The 19408-nt window shown below is 36.3% G+C and carries 17 protein-coding genes; 7 read left to right on the forward strand and 10 right to left on the reverse strand.

Features of this window, described 5'->3' with window-relative positions; all coding sequences use genetic code 11:
* Position 1: 1 nt before the first annotated feature.
* Positions 2–1453, reverse strand: coding sequence for an Ig-like domain-containing protein (locus tag B0I22_RS13985; protein WP_133945887.1), 1452 nt, complete (start codon positions 1451–1453; stop codon positions 2–4).
* 198 nt (positions 1454–1651) lie between these two features.
* Between B0I22_RS13985 and B0I22_RS13990 the strand changes: the two genes are divergently transcribed.
* The 4 genes from B0I22_RS13990 (at position 1652) to B0I22_RS14005 (ending at position 7190) form a co-directional block, all read left to right on the forward strand.
* Positions 1652–2176: an NAD(P)H-dependent oxidoreductase gene (locus tag B0I22_RS13990; RefSeq protein WP_133945889.1), complete on the forward strand. Its 525-nt coding sequence runs from the start codon at positions 1652–1654 to the stop codon at positions 2174–2176.
* Positions 2176–4026: a monovalent cation:proton antiporter-2 (CPA2) family protein gene (locus tag B0I22_RS13995; protein ID WP_133946576.1), complete on the forward strand. Its 1851-nt coding sequence runs from the start codon at positions 2176–2178 to the stop codon at positions 4024–4026. The genes B0I22_RS13990 and B0I22_RS13995 overlap by 1 nt, the downstream gene beginning before the upstream one ends.
* Before the next feature lie 350 nt (positions 4027–4376).
* On the forward strand, positions 4377–6407 hold the full coding sequence (locus tag B0I22_RS14000; RefSeq protein WP_425459604.1) for a M3 family metallopeptidase: 2031 nt from the start codon (positions 4377–4379) through the stop codon (positions 6405–6407).
* Positions 6408–6512: 105 nt separating this feature from the next.
* Complete coding sequence (locus B0I22_RS14005; RefSeq protein ID WP_133945893.1) at positions 6513–7190, forward strand: M949_RS01915 family surface polysaccharide biosynthesis protein; 678 nt, start codon at positions 6513–6515, stop codon at positions 7188–7190.
* A 228-nt stretch (positions 7191–7418) separates the two neighbouring features.
* Here B0I22_RS14005 and B0I22_RS14010 read toward each other — a convergent pair whose 3' ends face one another.
* The 6 genes from B0I22_RS14010 to B0I22_RS14035 form a co-directional block, all read right to left on the reverse strand.
* Complete coding sequence (locus B0I22_RS14010; protein ID WP_133945895.1) at positions 7419–7865, reverse strand: carboxymuconolactone decarboxylase family protein; 447 nt, start codon at positions 7863–7865, stop codon at positions 7419–7421.
* A gap of 18 nt (positions 7866–7883) precedes the next feature.
* Positions 7884–8315 (reverse strand): DoxX family protein, encoded by a 432-nt coding sequence (locus B0I22_RS14015; protein WP_246022244.1) that lies wholly within the window; start codon positions 8313–8315, stop codon positions 7884–7886.
* Between the two features lie 149 nt (positions 8316–8464).
* On the reverse strand, positions 8465–9040 hold the full coding sequence (locus tag B0I22_RS14020; RefSeq protein WP_133945897.1) for a Crp/Fnr family transcriptional regulator: 576 nt from the start codon (positions 9038–9040) through the stop codon (positions 8465–8467).
* A gap of 71 nt (positions 9041–9111) precedes the next feature.
* Complete coding sequence (locus B0I22_RS14025) at positions 9112–9720, reverse strand: PH domain-containing protein (RefSeq protein ID WP_133945898.1); 609 nt, start codon at positions 9718–9720, stop codon at positions 9112–9114.
* 30 nt (positions 9721–9750) lie between these two features.
* Positions 9751–10413 (reverse strand): permease-like cell division protein FtsX, encoded by a 663-nt coding sequence (locus tag B0I22_RS14030; protein ID WP_133945900.1) that lies wholly within the window; start codon positions 10411–10413, stop codon positions 9751–9753.
* Between the two features lie 115 nt (positions 10414–10528).
* Complete coding sequence (locus B0I22_RS14035) at positions 10529–12469, reverse strand: ABC-F family ATP-binding cassette domain-containing protein (RefSeq protein WP_133945902.1); 1941 nt, start codon at positions 12467–12469, stop codon at positions 10529–10531.
* 394 nt (positions 12470–12863) lie between these two features.
* Here B0I22_RS14035 and B0I22_RS14040 point away from each other — a divergent pair, with 394 nt between their 5' ends.
* Both B0I22_RS14040 and B0I22_RS14045 read left to right on the forward strand, forming a co-directional pair.
* On the forward strand, positions 12864–13838 hold the full coding sequence (locus B0I22_RS14040) for a deoxyhypusine synthase family protein (protein WP_133945904.1): 975 nt from the start codon (positions 12864–12866) through the stop codon (positions 13836–13838).
* A gap of 115 nt (positions 13839–13953) precedes the next feature.
* Positions 13954–15045, forward strand: a complete 1092-nt coding sequence (locus B0I22_RS14045; RefSeq protein ID WP_246022246.1) for an acyltransferase family protein — start codon at positions 13954–13956, stop codon at positions 15043–15045.
* A gap of 83 nt (positions 15046–15128) precedes the next feature.
* Here B0I22_RS14045 and B0I22_RS16185 read toward each other — a convergent pair whose 3' ends face one another.
* The 3 genes from B0I22_RS16185 to B0I22_RS14055 all read right to left on the reverse strand — a co-directional run bounded on the left by B0I22_RS16185 (position 15129) and on the right by B0I22_RS14055 (position 16298).
* Positions 15129–15275, reverse strand: a complete 147-nt coding sequence (locus B0I22_RS16185; protein ID WP_166668243.1) for a hypothetical protein — start codon at positions 15273–15275, stop codon at positions 15129–15131.
* 89 nt (positions 15276–15364) lie between these two features.
* Positions 15365–15670, reverse strand: a complete 306-nt coding sequence (locus B0I22_RS14050) for a DUF493 domain-containing protein (RefSeq protein ID WP_133945906.1) — start codon at positions 15668–15670, stop codon at positions 15365–15367.
* A 73-nt stretch (positions 15671–15743) separates the two neighbouring features.
* Positions 15744–16298 (reverse strand): ferritin, encoded by a 555-nt coding sequence (locus B0I22_RS14055; RefSeq protein WP_133945908.1) that lies wholly within the window; start codon positions 16296–16298, stop codon positions 15744–15746.
* 287 nt (positions 16299–16585) lie between these two features.
* On the opposite strand from B0I22_RS14055, the gene B0I22_RS14060 reads away from it, so the two are divergent.
* Complete coding sequence (locus B0I22_RS14060) at positions 16586–19405, forward strand: SusC/RagA family TonB-linked outer membrane protein (protein ID WP_133945910.1); 2820 nt, start codon at positions 16586–16588, stop codon at positions 19403–19405.
* Positions 19406–19408: the final 3 nt, after the last annotated feature.

Genomic DNA, 19408 nt, shown 5'->3' on the forward strand with positions numbered 1-19408 from the left:
ATCAATCAATACAGATTCTTTGGATGCAACGCCAAATGGATCCGTTATAAAGTTTTATACAATTATCTGCTGTGTCGTAAATTAGCATTCCTTCTACTCGGTTTGCTACGGGAATGGCTGCCGCGGTCGTTCGGGTGATTACCAATCCTTTATTTTGAGATTCCAAAGCGATGAATCCGTTCGGGATGTTTTGTGGCCAATTATCAGCAGTAGAAGCTTGTGTGTTGATTCCGACTTTTGTAGCGTTGGCACTTGCGGTATTGTTGAATGGTTTGGTGCAATAGCCTCCAGGGATTGTAACGGTTACTAATGCATTGTCGCATTGTGTTCCATCGCAAATCTGATATTCAAAAGTGACCACATTGTTGGTTTGTGTATTAGGTGCTGCGGTGTAAATGATATTGTTACCGGAAACCACTGCTGTTCCCTCTGTTGGAGGTGTGAAAATGGTCAACGTCAAGGGATTTGCTGAGTTGTACAAGTCGTTGTTAAGAACGGGAATGCTGACCGATGTATTAGGATTGGTGGTGGCAAAATCATCATTAGCCAAGAAAAAAGTAAAAGACTCTTCGTTGTAAGCTAAGATTCCCGGATCACTTTGACCGTTGAAACGATATTTAAGCGTTTTCACTGAACTGTAATTGGTAGTGTTGATGCCAAAGGAATTGATGTCAACAGCAAAAAGTCGAATGTCTCGCACGCCATTGGTGTTCCAGACTGGTGTGTTGGCTTTGATTTCATAAAAATCCATATTCCATTTTCCAACCGAAGGATTTTGTGTGTTGGATGAAAAATTGATGGTAACAATATTTCCAACCATAATGCCGTTGTTGTCTTCGAACCAGACTTCGTCAAAACCATTGGTACCAGGATCTGCTTGCTGAGTGAAAAAAAGATCAGGAGTGCCGTCGTTTATTTTTAATGGATTTAGGTTGTTTTGAAGCGTAAATTCAAATGGAGTCGTGGATGGTACGTTCGTCAATGCAGAGCCAAGTCCCATTCCTTGAATCCCTCTGTTCAATGCGGCAGATATTTTGTAATCGGGAAAAGTAAAAGGCGGTGTAAGCGCTTGATTCACATTTCCATCAATTGCAGAAGCAAATGCAAATAAAAATGGTCCGCCGGGTCCGGAATTGGGTGCGCCTGCAGCATTTCCTGGAAACTTTACATCTTTAATAGGCAGAGATCGGAATCTTGTATTTTGAAACGCGACACCATTAGTGCTTAAAATGGAATTATTAACACCGGTAGAGTAAACCCGCGTTGTTGTGCCATTGTTATATCGGAAAGCCAAAAGCTCGCTGTCATTGTTTATGGGTACAGATGTCATCCCCGTATTCCAATAACCGTTAAAATTACTGTAAATATAATCTACCCGTTGAGAATAAAATGAAGACCAGATTGAAGATGAAAAATAGAATAATGCGAAAAGATATTTATATTTTTGAAACATTTGTTGTGATAACTGATTATTTTAGGTCTATGTGCAAATATAATGCAAAATGCTTGAAAATGAGTGTGAATAAGGCTTTGTTAACGTAAAATTATTTTATTGTTAATTAAATTTCAGGAAAAATAATATGATTTTCAAAGAATTAAATCTTGATATTAAAACAGAAAATCACTATATTTACGAAAATCGTATTTCTCTTTGAAAAAAACACTCGTACTCTTTGCGCATCCATACTTCGAACATTCTACAACCAATGTTAGATTGTTAGAATGCTATAACGAGTTTCCAAATGTCACTTTTCGAGATTTGTACGAGGATTATCCAGATTTTCATATTCAGCCATTTCGGGAACGCAAAAGAATTGTGGAGTACGATCGTTTGATTTTCCACTTTCCAATCATTTGGTTTGGATTGCCACCATTGTTGAAACTTTGGATAGATGAGGTTTTTGATATGCGCTGGATCTCCGAAGGTGGACTCAATATTCTATCAGGAAAAGATGCGCTCATCATCACAAGCGTTGGCGGAAGCGAGAATAATTATTCCAAAGAAGGAAAATATAAAACCAGCGCAGAAGAACTACTCACAGGACTTCGCGTTTCGCTGGACATCAATCATATCGAACTGAAAAAAACACATATTGTTTACAATGCAGACAATCTGGACGATCTGCAACTGGATATTTCGTGTAAACAATTATCACAAATACTGAAGGTGGAATGATGGAAAACTCAATTGCAATGACGATTCTAATTTTTCTGGGCGTTGCCATTATTATGGTACCGTTGGGGAAAAAACTGGGTTTGAGTTCCGTGATTGGTTATCTTCTCGGCGGAATCATCATTGGTCCTTTTTGTTTGCAATTGACGGGAAAAAATGCCGAAGATATTATGCACGCTTCAGAATTGGGTGTGATAATGCTTTTGTTTTTAGTGGGTTTGGAATTGGAACCACAGAAACTTTGGCAAATCAGGAAAAGGATTCTTGGTTTGGGATTGAGTCAAATGTTACTCAGTATTGTCGGGATTTTCGTTGTTTTTTACATCGCAGGTTTTGGGCTTCAAAAATCGTTTATCATTTCGCTTTGTTTCGCAATGTCGTCCACGGCGATTGTATTGCAAACCTTGAAGGAAAAAAACCTCTTCCGGACAGTCAGCGGAGAATCTTCCTTTTCAATATTGCTATTTCAAGATATTGCGGTGATTCCGATTTTGGCACTTTTGCCATTTCTTGCAAAGTCTCAAAAAGCCATTGCTCAGGCAGATCACGAAAAAGTTTTACTTCATTATATTCCCGAATGGTTACAGCCATTTACCGTAATTGGAGCCGTCCTGGCATTGATTTTATTAGGTCGATACATCTTCATTCCGTTTTTAAGATTTGTCTCAAAATCCGGATTGAATGAACTATTGACTGCCGCTTCACTTTTCTTGGTGATTGGCGTTTCAGAATTGATGATTTCCATTGGTTTGAGTCCTGCCTTGGGTGCGTTTATCGCTGGTGTAATGTTAGCAAACAGTGAGTTCCGCCACGAGTTGGAAAGTAATATAGATCCGTTCAAAGGTTTGCTTTTGGCTGTGTTTTTTGTGAGCGTTGGTGCGACAATTAACTTTGACATCATTGCTTCCAAACCGGTTTTCATTTTTTCCGCCGCATTTATAGTTTTAGCCATCAAAGCTTCTGTTTTATTCGGGATTGGAAAATATTACAAGATGAATAACGAGCAAAGTTTTTTCCTTGCATTTGCCTTGTCGCAAGTCGGTGAATTTGCATTTGTTTTGATTAATTTTTCTGCCAGTTTATTTTTAATTGATTATCAAGCCAACTCAGAATTGATGGCAATCGTAGCAATCACGATGTGTATTTCACCACTGCTTTTGATATTCAAAGAAAAAGTTTTGGATCGTCGATTTATCAAACAAAAAACTGAAGAAAATGTAGAACTCGGCATCATCAAACAAAGAAAAATTATCATTGTAGGATTCGGCTATTTCGGAAGTACAGTTGGGCGATTGTTGAAAGCGAACGGAATCCGTTCCACGGTTTTGGATAATGATCCAGACAGAGTGGCTTTGTTGCGCTCAAACGGCTTCAATGTTTATTACGGTGATGCTACGAAACCAGCATTGCTTCGTTCTGCCGGAATCGAAGATGCAGAATTGCTCGTTGTTTGCTTGGATGATCCGGAGAAAAATAAATTGCTCGTAGATTACGCCAAGGAAAATTATCCCAACCTAAAAATCTTCGTAAGAGCCAAAAACCGTTTGGACGCCTACGAATTTCTCAATAAAAAAGTTGATAATATCTACCGTGAAACTTTGGGAACCGCTGTAGATATGGCAGTTGATATCCTTCAGGAAAACGGAATGCGAAAGTACACAGCCAGAAGAATGGGCAAACGATTTATGATTATCGATAAGGCGATGACCAGACGATTGGCTAAAGAAAAAGACAAAAACCTAATCACTTTTACCCTCCGAGAAACATTGGAGCGTGAAGCAGAATTGCTTGCATTGGACAGCATTTCCTTCGAGGAAAACCATTGGAGTGGCGATGAGGACGAGGATAAGTAGAGTAATGTTTTGGGTAGCTTATCCGCCCTCCGTTCCCGCTATTTTTTGCCACACGTTTTCATCTTCGAAAGAAATTGATCAATTCCCAAAAAATGAGCTCCACTCAGGTCGGGCTACAGATTCCTCATAGAACAACATTAGTCAATAGATTGGGGTTTCGTTTAAAAATCGAATTTTCAAAAACACACTTCGATTATTCCCTCACTTTTCATTACTTTTATTCCCCAATTAATTTTTATTAAATGAAGAAAATAAGAACCACTTTACTGATAACTTTTCTTGCCATCAACGCAGGGAATTTGACGATAAATGCACAGCAGAAAAAAACATCTGCAACTACAGAAAAATCTATGAACAATAATCCTTTTCTCAAAAAAAGCACCTTGCAATACCAAGCTCCGGAATTTGATAAAATCAAAGACGAGCATTTCAAACCCGCTTTTGAATTCGGTTTGAAAGAACAATTGTCCAACATCGATAAAATCATTAATAACAAGGCGGTTCCAACTTTTGAGAACACAGTTTTGGCATTAGAAAACAGCAGTGAAATTCTGGGAAGAGCAACCATTCTTTTCTACAACCTCACAAGCTCAAATACCAATGATGTTCTTCAAAAATTGGAGGAAGAGTTTGCACCTATTTTCGCGTCTCATTCGGATAAGATTTATTTGAATGATAAACTTTATAACCGATTCAAAGCTGTAAAAACCGACAAGCTAGACGCAGAAAGCAAAAGATTGACAGAGTATTATCTCACCAACTTTGAACTTGCCGGAGCCAATCTATCTGCAGAGAAAAAAGATAAACTGAAGGAAATCAATCAGCAATTGGCAACTTTATCCACACAATTCAGCAACAAATTATTGGAAGCTAGAAAGAAAGGAGCGGTTTTATTTTCTGACGTCAAAGAATTGGATGGACTTTCCGCAGACGAAATCGCCGCAGCCGCAACAGACGCAGAACAAGCTGGGCAAAAAGGAAAATATCTTTTGGCGTTGCAAAACACCACGCAACAGCCACTTTTGCAAAACTTGAAAAACAGAGCTACAAGAGAAAAACTCTTCAAAGCTTCTTGGACGAGAGCAGAAAAAGGCGACGAGAATGACACACGCGAAACGGTTGAGAAATTAGCAAAACTAAGATTGCAAAAAGCGCAACTATTCGGCAAGAAAAACTTTGCAGAATGGAGTTTGCAAGATCAAATGGCAAAAACGCCGGAAGCGGCGATGGGACTTTTGGCACAATTGGCAAAGCCTGCTGTAGAAACCGCAAAACGTGAAGCAACTGAAATTCAGGAAGTGATAGATGCGCAAAAGGGCGGTTTCAAAGTAGAACCTTGGGATTGGAATTTCTACTCTGAGCAAGTCCGAAAAGCAAAATATGATTTGGATGAAAACGAAATCAAACCTTACTTCGAAGTGACAACAGTTTTGGAAAAAGGCGTTTTCTTCGCGGCTGAGAAATTCTATGGGATCACTTTCAAAGTAAGAAAAGATCTTCCGACTTACCATCCGGATGTTGTGGCGTACGAAGTTTTCGACAGAGACGGAAAATCTCTCGCACTTTACTATTTGGATTTCTACACGAGAAGCAACAAAAGTGGAGGCGCTTGGATGAATAATTTTGTTCCTCAATCTCATTTGCTGGGACAAAAACCAGTAATCGTGAATGTCTTCAATTACCAAAAACCTGCGCCTGGAAAACCTTCTCTGATTTCTTATGACGATGTAGAAACGATGTTCCACGAGTTTGGTCACACTTTGCACGGTTTGTTTGCAGATCAAAAATATGTTTCGATTTCCGGAACCAACACCCCGAGAGATTTTGTTGAATTTCCTTCTCAAATCAATGAACATTTTGTGCTGGAGCCAGAGATTTTGAAAAATTATGCCTTACATTATCAAACCAAACAACCAATGCCTCAGTCTTTGATTGATAAAATCAAAAAAGCGTCAAACTTCAACCAAGGTTATGCAACCACAGAATTGGTAGCGGCCGCAACGTTGGATATGAATTGGCACACGGTAACTTCTGACAGCCAGCTGATTCCGGTTTTGGATTTCGAAAATCAAGCTTTGAGTAAGTATGGCTTGTTGGTTCCGCAAGTTCCGCCAAGATACCACACGCCATATTTTGCACACATTTGGGGCGGTGGCTATTCGGCTGGATATTACGCTTATCTGTGGTCAGAAACTTTGGATTCTGATGCTTGGGAATGGATCAAAGCTAACGGTGGATTGACGAGAGAAAACGGTGACAGATTCAGAAAATACATTCTTTCCGTTGGGAACAGTGTAGATCTCAACAAAGCTTTTGAAGCATTTACAGGTCATAGAGCAGACATTAAACCGCTTTTGAGAAGCAGAGGTTTTATTAAATAAACTTTGTCAAAGATTTAGAACTTTGACAAAGTATTGAAAAACGTTTCCAATTCGGAAGCGTTTTTTTGTTTTATAAATATTAACTTAGTAAAAACTAAATCACTTGTGAAAAAACTATTATTCCCTCTATTTCTGATATTGCTAATTGTCAGTTGTAATTCAAAAGATAAAAACCAAGTTGATGAAACTGAGGTTAAAAATATCGATAAAAAGGATTCAATAATTGCTGTTGAAATCGATTCTATTCAGATTCCAAAATCGATTCTTTATAATGGGAATTTGAAAAAAGCAGTTCAATGGAAAGATGAAGTTGGAGATAATTTGGTCATTCTATCAGAGTCAGGTCCTCATAGAAATGAAAAATTCAGGCACGAGTTTGATGACAGTGCAGACTTCGAATTGTTTGCTTATAATTTTAGTTTAGATAAAAATAATTCGCATACTTGGAAAATGTATGATTTTGTGGCGGACTGTCCAGTCGATATCGAAGCCGAATTTTATCCTCAATTTCCAGTAATTACAGATTTGAACAAAAATGGAATCACCGAAGTCTGGATAATGTACAAAGTCGGTTGCCACGGCGATGTAAGCCCAGTTACTCTGAAATTGATGATTTACGAGGGCAACAAAAAATACGCAATGCGAGGCGAAAACAAAATTAAGTTTGGCGCTAATGAATATATAGGTGGAGCATATAAATTTGATAAAACTTTCGATTCTGCGCCAACTGCATTTAAGAATTACGCCATCCAGTTGTGGGAAGAAAATATTTACAAAAAGTAAAAACGTCTCCAAAAAGGAAACTTTTTTTGTGATTTTTAAAAACCAAATTCTGAATTAATTCGTATATAAAAATAAGATTAATAGTTTCATAGTTTATTTTTTTTCCGGAATTCGGCTTTCAATTTTCATAGGCTGATGGCTGGATTCCGGATTTTTTTATTCAAATAAAACCTTGAGAACATTTGCTTATAAATATTCTCAAGGTCTAAAAAAAATTATCAATGAAAATTAAAATTCCCCAATTTGAAGATGCGTGCTTACCGCAATTCTGTTCCAAGCATTGATGGTGACAATTGCCATAATAATCTCAGCAATTTGCTTTTCAGAAAACACTTTGGAGGCTCTTTGATAAGTTTCGTTGCTTAGTCCGTTTTGAGCAATTTGGGTGATTTCTTCTGTCATTTTCAGCGCGACAATTTCTTCTTCTGTAAAATGTGTTTCTGCTTCGTGCCAAGCGCTCAAGATGAAAAGTCTCTCTGCGTTTTCTCCATATTTTAAGGCATCTTTTGTATGCATTGCGAGACAATACGCACAATTGTTGATTTGCGATGCACGGATTTTGATGAGTTCTTTGATGGTTTTTGAGATTTCGGATTGAGCCAGATAAGCTTCCAATCCAAGCATAGCTTTGTAAGCGTGAGGTTCTACCGTGTTGATGTTGATGCGTTTGTCCATTTTATTGATTTTAATTGATTAATGATTGATTTTGTTATCGATGCTAAAATAATATTGATTCTGACTCGCCAGCAAAAAAGCCGAAGCACAACCTACCCAAACCGAGTAATCCAAAGGAGCTTTGATTCCTAAAGAAATGCTCATTGATAAACCGAATATCAATAAGAGAATGCCTGTTGCAAAAGCTGTGAACTTGGTTTTGAAACCGATGATAAGAAATATTGAAAATATTATTTCTAAAGTTGTAGCGAAGTAAGCTCCGAAAATACTCAGACTTTCGGGTAAAAATGAAGTCAATTGTTTGGTGTAATTTTCAAAATTCTGCCAATTGCCCCAAGCTGAATTGTCACCCCAAAATCCAAATCTGTCTGCGACTGCAGACAACATCGTTACCGAGAGAGCCATTCGCAAGAACAGTTGTAGGAAGTGATTGGTTGTGGTGTTTTCCATTTCTTTGTTTTTTGATGGTACAAAGTTGGGAAATCGAAAACAGAAAAAACTTAAACTGGTTTAAGAAAGTAATTCTCTCGCAGATTTTGCTGATTAAAACAGATTTATACTAATCTGCAAAATTTGCCAAATCTGTGAGAAACAACTTTTTAAGAAACGCTTTTCTTCCGAATCTCGCTAAGATATTCGGGCGTGAAACCAAGAAATGAAGCAATCAAATATTGCGGAACTCGTTGCACAAATTCAGGATATTGTTTCGCAAACGAGAAGTAAAATTCTTCTTTGGAATAGGAAAAAATATATTTCACCCTCCGCTGATTGGACGCAAAAGCCCTGTGGTAAATGCAACGGAAATATTTTTCCATTATCGGAAAATCATTCAGCAGTTTCTCTTGAGAATCGTGGCTGATGGCAAGAACCTCCGATTTCTCAACGGTTTGAATGCTAAAATCTGCCGGAGTTCTCCGTTCAAAAGAAAAATTATCCGTCATCCACCAGCTTTCCAGCGCGAAATCTGTGGTTTGTTCGATGCCTTTTTCATTAATGTAAAACTTTCTGAGAAGGCCTTTCAAAACAAAATAATTCTGATGACAAACTTGCCCTTCTTCCAACAGATTCTGTTTTTTGTCAAAGGTTTTGACTTCGAAATAACCCATTATCAAAGCAAATTCCTCATCTGTCATCGTGATGAATTTCTGTAAATTAGCTTTGAATAGTTCTGACATAGTTTTTCTTTGAAGCTTGTAAAATTAAACAAAAAAGCAAAATGCCAATTCACATTCTGCTTTCAATTTTATCACATTCTACTTAGAATCTCTTTCTTTTTGGCCTCGTAATCTTCGACGGAAATTAAATCGTTGTCCAAAAATGCTTTCAGTTTCATTAATGTTTCCATTGGATTCTCTGTTGGAGTTTCTGGCTTGGGTTCTTCTTTTTGCTCGGGTTGCGTGTTGACAGTGATTGCGCCAGAAGTTGCGCGTTTGTCTTCCAATTCTTTTTGTCGGCGAAATTCTATCATCTCTTCCTCCTTGGCTTGTGCGTATTGATACAATTTTCTCGCTTGAGATTTTGGGATATAGTCAATCGTTTCCACAAATCCGCTGACCGCTGTCATCTTGAAAGTTGAACCAAGAATTGCTTCGCTAATGTGACTTTCGCCAACATCTTTCCAAAGATAATCCTGAAAATCCGTCACCAAACCAAACGATTTGGAGCGGAAAAATATGATTCTTTTATTCGTAAGAACAATAGAATCTGGCGAAATGTTGATGGCTGGTTTATTTTGAACCGCGATGTATTCTATAGATTCCCCGTTGGTTAGCAGATCATTCACCTTTTCAGCAATTTTTTCTACTGCTTTTGGATCTTGATCTTCGTTCAGGAATTTCTTTATATCGTTTATCATTGTTTTATTTTTTTGTAATTATAAGAAAAGTTATTCAGTTTCTATTTTAAATATATGGATTACATCATCAGAATTGTTTTCAATAGAATCATCTAAAATTTTTTTAAACTTTATCTCGATATTTTTTAAATTAACTTTTTTATTTGTTTTGATAATTACACTAGCAGGAAAAATGTCTCCTTCAAATAAATCTTTTGATTCGATTCCTAAAAGTTTTGAAGCTTCTAGTTTAGCATCCTTCTTAGAAATGTATTTTAAATTTATAATCTCTAGAGTTTCATTCAAGTATTTTTTAAAATCATTAAGTTGACTTTGACTTATGGAGTCTAACAGAAAAAATTCATATTCGTAAACTTTCTTTTCTTGAGTTTCATACTTTACTAAAAACTCTGATTGTCTTGTAAGTGCTGGCGCAAAACTACTTACTGAAAGCTTGTCTTTGAGATTTTCGAATGTGAGATTAATTTTAGGAAATGCTTGTTTAGTTGAATCAGATAGGTTAATTATTTCATTTCTATCAAATGCAAAAACAGTTAATTTTAAACTGTCTTTATTTTGTAATAGTTCTTTAGATTTTTGGAAAATAGTAGTTTGATAAAAGTTATTTTCTATTTTTTTCCACTCGTAATTTTGAGCATTTACAAAATGGATGACTAAGGCTAATATTATTGTAAGCTTATAATGATTTTTCATTTTTAAAAATATGATTTCTAAAAAGTGAAATTACGAAAACAAACCGAATTTCAGCAAACAAAAAACTGCATCAGAATATCCAATGCAGTTTATATTTTATTTTAAAGTTCAAATCTTAACTTTCGAGCTGAGTTCCCAAGAATTCCCATTCCTGCAAAGTCAAATCTAACTCTTCTTTGGTTTTGTTATAAGTTTCCAAAGTTTCTTCAGAAGGATTTTCTTTGGTAAAAGAACTTTCGAATTCCTCAATTTTCAATTCAAGTTCAGAGATTTTTTCCTCGACTTTTTTGATTTTATTCTGAATGTTCTTTTGTTCCTTACTGACAATAGTTGTTGGTTGATGGTTGTTAGTTGCTGGTTTTGATTCTTGAATCTTTTGCCTTGGTTCTTCAACCACTTCTTCCTGATGTAGTTTTGCTTTTTCTGCAGAGATTTCTCGGATGCTTTCTTTTTGTCTGTATTCCAAGTATTCATCTATGTTTCCTAGGAATTCTTTCATTTTTCCATCACGGAATTCGAAGATTTTGTCGGATAAACCTTGCAGGAATTCACGGTCGTGAGAAATCACAATCAAGGTTCCTTCATATTTTTGAAGCGCCAACTTGATAATCTCCTTGGACTGAATATCCAAGTGATTCGTAGGCTCATCCATAATCAACGTGTTGAACGGACGAAGCAACAATTTACAAAGTGCCAGACGGTTTCTTTCACCTCCTGAAAGAACTTTGGTTTTCTTCGTCACATCTTCGCCTTGAAATAGGAAAGAACCCAAAAGGTCACGAACTCTAGGTCTGGTTTCTTCCGTTGCAGAATCTTCTGCTTCTTGAAGAACCGTTTTATCCGGCGTCAAAACTTCTTCCTGATTCTGAGCAAAATATCCGATGCTTACGTTGTGACCAAGATTCCATTCTCCGGAATAATCGGTGATGTCGCCCGCAAGAATCTTCGCCAAAGTCGTTTTTCCTTGTCCGTTTTGTCCCAAAAGTGAGATTCTGTCGCCACGTTCGATGAAGAAATCCACGTTGTCAAAAATCTGTTTTTCGCCATAAGCTTTCCCCAGATTTTTAGCTTCGAAAATTACTTTCCCTGGCGTTACAGAAGGCTGGAAACGAATATTGAATTTAGAAACATCTTCATTCTCAACTTCAATGCGTTCTACTTTTTCCAATTTCTTAATTAATGACTGCGCAAACGAAGCTTTGGAAGCACTCGCACGGAATTTATTGATTAATTCTTCGGTATGTTTTATTTCTGCATCCTGATTCTTTTTCGCTTGGATGAGTTTTTCTTTTCTGTCTTTTCTTAGCTCAAGATATTTGGAATAATTGGCTTTGTAATCATCGATTTTTCGGTTGTTAACATCAAAAGTTCTGTTGCAAGTCGAAGTCATAAACTGCTTGTCGTGACTTACCAGTAACATCGAACCTGAATAATCTTTCAGAAATTCTTCCAGCCAAATGATAGATTCCATATCCAAGTGGTTGGTCGGCTCATCCAGAAGCATCAAATCGTTTTGCTGAAGAAGCAGTTTTGCCAACTCGATTCTCATTCTCCAACCTCCGGAAAACTCGTCGGTAATCTTATGAAAATCACTCGCTTTGAAACCCAATCCAAACAAAATTTTCTCAACATCGCCTTCCAAATTGTATGCGTCGAAATTCATCAACAAATCATTCAAATCCGTCATTCTGTTGATGAGATCTGTGTAGGCATCGCTTTCGTAGTCGGTTCTAGTTGCCAATTGGTTGTTGACTTCTTCCAATTCATCTTTCAAAGCATTGATCTGCTCAAAAGCCTGCATCGTCTCGTCCCAAACAGTTCTTCCTTTTACGAAATCAAGATCCTGTTTTAGGAAACCGATCGTGATCTTACCTTCAGTAACCACATTGCCTTCAAAGTAATTGATTTCTCCAGAAAGTATTTTGAGAAGCGTGGATTTTCCAGCTCCGTTTTTTCCGACCAATCCAATTTTATCGCCTTTTTTGATGGTGAAGTTGGTGTCTTTGAAAAGATAATTTCCTGCGTGATGTAAGCCTAATCCCTGAACCGAAAGCATTGTATTCTATATTTTATTTGAATTTGCAAAAGTAGTGAAATATGCTGGAAGATGGAAGCTGGATGTTGGAAGTTTATATTTGCTTAATAATTAAGATGTTATTGAAAGAGTAGTTGGCTTCGAGAGCCTCAGCCTGACATTTGTTGATTGATTATGGTCAACTTTTATTTAAAGACAAAACTTGAATTTATGCTGAATCCGCAGCCCGACTTGAGGGTAAATCCTTTTTTGCTGATATTCAAGTTCTATTTAAACAAAAATCGTCGAGCAAAAAAGATTGGGAACGGAAGGCGGATAAAGCTGCCCAAATAATTATTGTTAAAGACATCATACATCCGACTTCTGACTTCCATCATCCAAACAAATCCTTATCTTTGCAAAAATCTTAAACAAAATGAGCAAACCGATTACTGAGTTCATAGAAAAATATTATTTGCATTTCAATGCTGCGGCTTTGGTAGATGCGTCCAAAGGTTATGTTGCCCACTTGAAAGATGGCGGAAAAATGATGATCACGCTTGCTGGTGCAATGTCAACGGCGGAATTGGGAAAAATTCTAGCTGAGATGATTCGTCAAGGGAAAGTGGATTTCATTTCTTGTACTGGGGCGAATCTTGAGGAAGACTTGATGAATCTTGTAGCACACACGCACTACGAGAGAGTTCCAAATTACAGAGATCTTACGCCGAAAGAAGAGTGGGATTTGCTGGAAAGAGGACTTAATAGAGTGACTGACACTTGTATTCCTGAAGAAGAAGCTTTCAGAAGACTGCAAAAACACATCTATGAAATCTGGAAAGATGCGGATTCTAAAGGAGAAAGATATTTCCCGCACGAATATATGTACAAAATGATTTTGTCAGGCGTTCTTGAGCAGTATTATGAAATCCCGAGAGAAAATTCTTGGATGATTGCTGCGGCTGAGAAAAACTTGCCAATTGTGGTGCCGGGATGGGAAGATTCTACAATGGGAAATATTTTCACGTCTTATTGTATCAAAGGAGATTTGAAGTTTTCTACAATGAAATCCGGAATCGAATATATGGCTTATTTAGCTGATTGGTATCCGAAAAATTCTGGTGGAAAAGGTGTTGGATTCTTCCAAGTTGGAGGTGGAATTGCAGGTGATTTCCCAATCTGTGTGGTGCCGATGTTGTACCAAGATATGGAAATGCACGATATTCCGTTTTGGAGTTATTTCTGTCAGATCTCAGATTCTACAACTTCGTACGGATCATATTCTGGAGCGGTTCCTAATGAGAAAATCACTTGGGGAAAATTGGATATCAACACACCGAAATTCATCGTGGAAAGTGACGCAACTATTTGTGCACCATTGATGTTCAGTTATATTCTTGAGAATTCATAAAGAGCTTGAAGATGGAAGTCTGAAGCTTGAAGTTATAGAGAAACGTTTCAAATTTTGAAACGTTTCTTTTTCTTAATCTGCCACACCAGACGGAAAAATTTCTTAAAAATTCATTTTGAATACGTTACAGAAAAATAAGTTCGATGCTTTAACCGGAATGCGTGCCATTGCGGCGATTATGGTTTTTGTGTATCACAATCGAAAATATTGGCGTCACGATTTGCCTTTTGAAATGATGCGTTTCATCAGCGAATGGCATATTGGCGTGACTGTTTTTTTTGTTTTGAGTGGATTTTTATTGGCTTATCGGTACGAAGGAAAACCTTTGGAATCCAAAAAATCTTACTTAAAATATATTCTTCTCCGTATCGCAAGGATTTTTCCTTTGTATTGGATTTTGTTGAGTTGTTATTTTCTCGATACAGCTTATTCCAAAAATGTCAATACTTATTTTTTACAATATTCTCTTTTTTATTCTTTGTTTGACAGTTATTCCGTTTCGGGAATTGTACAAGCTTGGTCGCTTACGGTAGAGTTTTTCTTTTATGTTTTAGCACCTTTTCTATTTTTATTACTCAAGAAAAGCTGGCAGTATTGCATTCTGTTTTTAATTGGATTTTTCTTTTTAGGCTGGGGAATTGGATCCGGTCTTCACGAGTTGAATGGAAATCCGAAAGGTTTTTTATCACCTTTAAAATTTATGATTGGAAGCACATTTTTCGGTCGCAGTCTTGAGTTTTTCTTCGGAATGTTGTTGGCATATCTGATGAAAAATGAAAAAGGAATTCTATTTTTAAATAAACTCAAAAAACCAACACTTTGGGGTGGAATTTCGATTTTAGTTTTAAATGTTTGTATTGCCTTTTTCGCCAGAAACAATTTTGTACACGGCGTAGAAAGATGGGAAGGAAGATTGATTCACGAATTGTTTTTGCCCGTAGGAATTGCTGTTTTCTTTTGGGGATTGATGACAGAAAGAACGCTCGTTTCAAGATTACTTTCTTCTAAGTTTTTTATTCTTTTGGGAAATGCCTCATTTGTTTTCTATTTGATTCATTTGAGTTATTTTAATATGAAACTGAAATCCTACGTTTATCTTCCCGATCGTAATTTCGTACTGCTTTGGATTTGTTCAATTATCATTTATCTTTTAATTGAAAAACCATTGTATGAATTGTGCAGAAAACTTATTTCTAAAATTAATTAAACTCTGATTTTTAGAATTTAGAATAAAAGAAAGCGTCCAAAAATGATTTGAACGCTTCTTATTTATGTTTAAAGATTGATGCTTTAATCTAATGAGTTTAGCAAGACTTTGTAACGATAACCGAAAATCAGTTTCTGAAATTTGTTCAGCTTTGTAAAATCTCTTTTGCTGTACTTTGGTAAAATAGCTTTGTTGATGTTATTCAGAACTCTAAAAAATGCTTTTTTCATAACTTGAAATTTTTAAAATACTGATGATTAAAATACAAGTTTCAAGCCACGCCAAAAATCATTTATCAACCATCATTTATTAATTATAATTACAGCATCATCACACCTTCGATTTCTGCCACCTTTTTGTAGATTCTGATGACTTGGTCTGCGTCTAGCACAAAACAATCGATAGAAACAGAAGTGTATTTTCCTGTTGAACTTTCCTTATTAGATAGAGTATATTTCAAATTATCGAATGCTCTTAAGATTTCCGTTATCTTTTCGGGATCACTTGTTACAATGAATTTAAAAAGATATTCTTCTGGGAAATTATGCTGTTCTTCTAGTTTTTCTTTCAGTGATTTGTAAAATTCTTCTGGATTTGTGTGATTGGTATCTATAATATCTGCCATCTAATTTTAATTTTGATTAATAAAAAATCTCCGCAAAAAACGGAGATCAAAGGTAATGATATTTAATTTGTTGTTACGAAGGATTTTCTGCCGTAGCTTCCTGTGGGAGAGAAACGTCGTCCGGAGCAGCTTCCAAAGCCTTGTCCAATGTGAAAAGTGATTCGTCGGATGCACTGTCTCCACCTGCGATTTTGAGCTTATCAATCAATTCTAATGCTAATTTTTCTTCCTCAATTTGCTCTTTTACAAACCATTGCATGAAATTCCAGGTTGCCCAGTCTTTTTCTTCAAAAGAAAGATTGACAATGTCGTAGATTGCAGTGGTATTATCTACCTCGTGTTCAAACACTTTGTTGAAAGCGTCTGTCAGATTTTGTGGATTTTCCGGTGGAGCAGGAATGGCTTCCACTCTTGCCTCGCCACCTCTGTCTAGGATGTAGCGCATAAATTTGATCATATGATTTCGCTCTTCCTGCGCATGACGGTATAGAAAATTGGCAATCCCGCCGTAACCTTTCACGTCTGCCCAACAACCGTAAGAAAGGAAAATTTGTGAAGCGTGAGCCTCTTTTGTCATTTGTTTTATCAATGCTTCCTGCATTCTGGCTGATAATCTGTTGGTGTTCATATTTCTGATATTTTGATTTATTTTTTAATTAATTGAGATTACTCAAACTGCAAATTCCTGACCAGTTATTATTAACTCATTTTGAGTAAATAAAGATTTGAATTGATGAAAATGGGCAAATAACGAGCCAAAACAGGGAATTTTTTTTATCCTTTTTTGACTTGTAAATGTTAAAATATTAATTTATAGTATTGAATATCAATTATTTATTAATTTTTTATTTTAACTTAATTTTTTGTTAATAAATTATTTATATTCGGACTAAGAAAATAATACATAAGAATATTATGAGAAAAAATTATGTGAAATTACCGATGCTGATCGCCGCAATCTATTTTGGAGGCAATTTGCATGCGCAGTCCACACAAGATACAGCTGCTGCCGAAAATAAGATTGAGGAAGTGGTTGTGATTGGATATGGATCACAAAAGAAGGAAAATGTTACAGGAAGTATTGGAATTGTTTCTGCAAAAGATCTTGCAGATAAACCAAATGCAAATCCACTAAGTTCTGTTCAAGGAAGATTGGCTGGGGTGAATGTTGTGAACTCTGGTACACCGGGAGGTTCTCCTCGTGTAGATATTAGAGGAATTGGATCACTATCTGGAAACACAGTTTTTATCGTAGATGGAATGTTGACAGAGGATATCTCTTTCCTTAATCCTCAGGACATTGAGTCGATGAGTGTTTTGAAAGATCCATCCAGTTTAGCAATTTTTGGAGCAAAAGCAGCGAATGGTGCTGTGATTATCAAAACTAAAACAGGGAAAGGAAAACCAGTTTTCAATCTGAATTCTTATTTGGGTATCAAAACCGTGACCAATGTACCTAAGATGGTAAACGGTGATCAGTACATAGAATTGTATAACGAGAGATTGATTAATGATAACAATGGCAGTACTGCAGGATCTATAACCAAAGCAGGTTATCCTGGTAATACCGATTGGTTCAAAGAGATTTTACGTACAAGCATGATTAATTCCAATGATTTTTCAGCATCTGGAAGTTTAGGAAAACTGAATTATTATGGTAGCGTTGGTTATCTTCAAGATGAAGGTAATTTAGCTGCAGGTAGAGGAATCAATTCAGGAAGTGGATTCAATAGATTTAATACAAAATTGAACCTAAGCTATAAAGTAACAGATAACATTACAATTGGAAATAACTTTGCTTTTTCCAAAATGCGTACCGATATAGCCCAAAACCCACTATTGGATGCTCGTAATGCACCTCCTGTTTTTGGAACAATTAACCCGGATACAGGAATGTACCAATATATTACTTTGGTAACTGTGCCCAATCCAAGAGCAAAACTGGATTTGTACCGTTCTCAAGAAAGACAAGAGAGACTATTGAATAACGTTTGGGCCGAAGTTAAGTTCTTGAAAGACTTTACTTTTAGAAGTAGCTATACAAGTGATAATTATAGCCCAAGCAAATATGAATATACTCCAACATTATTTTTTGCACCTACTGCAGATCAAAGGGATCCACTTTTGATTACAAGAGATGTGAGACATCGCAATTATGTTTGGGATAATACAATCAACTGGAAGAAAAGTTTTGGTAGTCATAATTTAGATTTATTAGCTGGTTTTTCTAGAATTAGAGATTCTAGATCAGAAGATTACTGGTCTGCAAATAATGTAATGTATGATGGAACAAACGGATCTTTAAACATTCAAAATGGAACAGATATAGTACATTTTGCGAATACCCAGACTGTACCAGTTGCAGTTACTCAGGATCAACAAAGAATAGAATCTTTCTTTGGTAGAATTAATTATGATTATGCTGGAAAATATCTTTTGAACGCATCTATTCGTAGAGATGCAACTTCACAAATTTCCGTAGACAGAGCTAAGGTTTTCCCAGCTGTGAGTATAGGGTGGGTAGCTTCTAAAGAAGGATTTATGAGTAATCAAACCGTTTTTGATTTGTTGAAATTCAGAGCTAGCTGGGGTGAGTTAGGAAATCCTAAAGTGCAAAGAAGTTTCAACCAACTTGTATCCAATGTTACGGGTGTTTATTATGGTAATAATGGTTATCCGGCTGCTACTATCAATACAGTTATTGACGATACAATTGGTTGGGAAACTACAATAGGTATGGATTACGGTGTAGAAATGGCATTGTTGAATAACAAGTTGAAAATTGAAGCAACTTATTACAACAAAGAGTCAAAAGATGTAGTTTACGGTATTTTCCAAGGAACTGTATCGGGAGCTGAAAACTGGAGAAATTATGTAACTAATGCTTATTCTTTCAGAAATAAAGGTTTTGAGGTTTCTGCAAATTATAATACAAATTTAAGTGATAATGTAAAACTTGGATTTTACGGGAACTTTACATCGCTTAAAAATGAAATCACAGATGTTTATGGAGGTTCTTTCCTAGAAACTGGAGCTAGTTTATTTGGAAATTCCATTATTAGATTACAAACAGGACAAGCTGTTGGTTCTTATTATGGATATCAAGTAGATGGCGTTTTCCAAAATGATGCAGATGCTATTGCTTCTGGTCAAAACGGAGGAGCTGCTAGAGCTGGTTGGTTCAAGTTCAAAGACATGGACGGTAATGGTGTTATCGATTCTAGAGATAAAACATTCTTAGGAAGCCCAATTCCAAAAGGAACTTACGGTTTCGGATTTAATTTAAATATCCACGCTATCGATTTTGGAATTGATTTCCAAGGTGTATTTGGTAACAAGATTTACAATTACAACCGTGAGCAAAGATATGGTAACGAAAGTTGGGATCTTGATATGTATAATAACAGATGGACCGGAGCAGGAACATCGAATACAAATTCTATGATAACGTCTAACCAATTGATTATTGCTCCGAATAGCTTCTATGTAGAAGATGGTAGTTATTTCAGAATTAGAAATATCCAAGTGGGTTACTCTTTACCAAAAAATATCGCAAATTCTTTATCTGTTAATAAACTAAGAATTTACTTAAGTGCTCAAAACCCTTGGACAAGTTTCAAGTATAACGGATTCTCTCCAGAGATTATGAACACAGACAGAGTACAGATGGGTATCGACCAAAACATTTATCCAATCTCTGCCATTTACACAATGGGTATGAACTTAACATTTTAATTA

The organism is Epilithonimonas xixisoli (assembly GCF_004365655.1).
GTDB lineage: Bacteria > Bacteroidota > Bacteroidia > Flavobacteriales > Weeksellaceae > Epilithonimonas > Epilithonimonas xixisoli.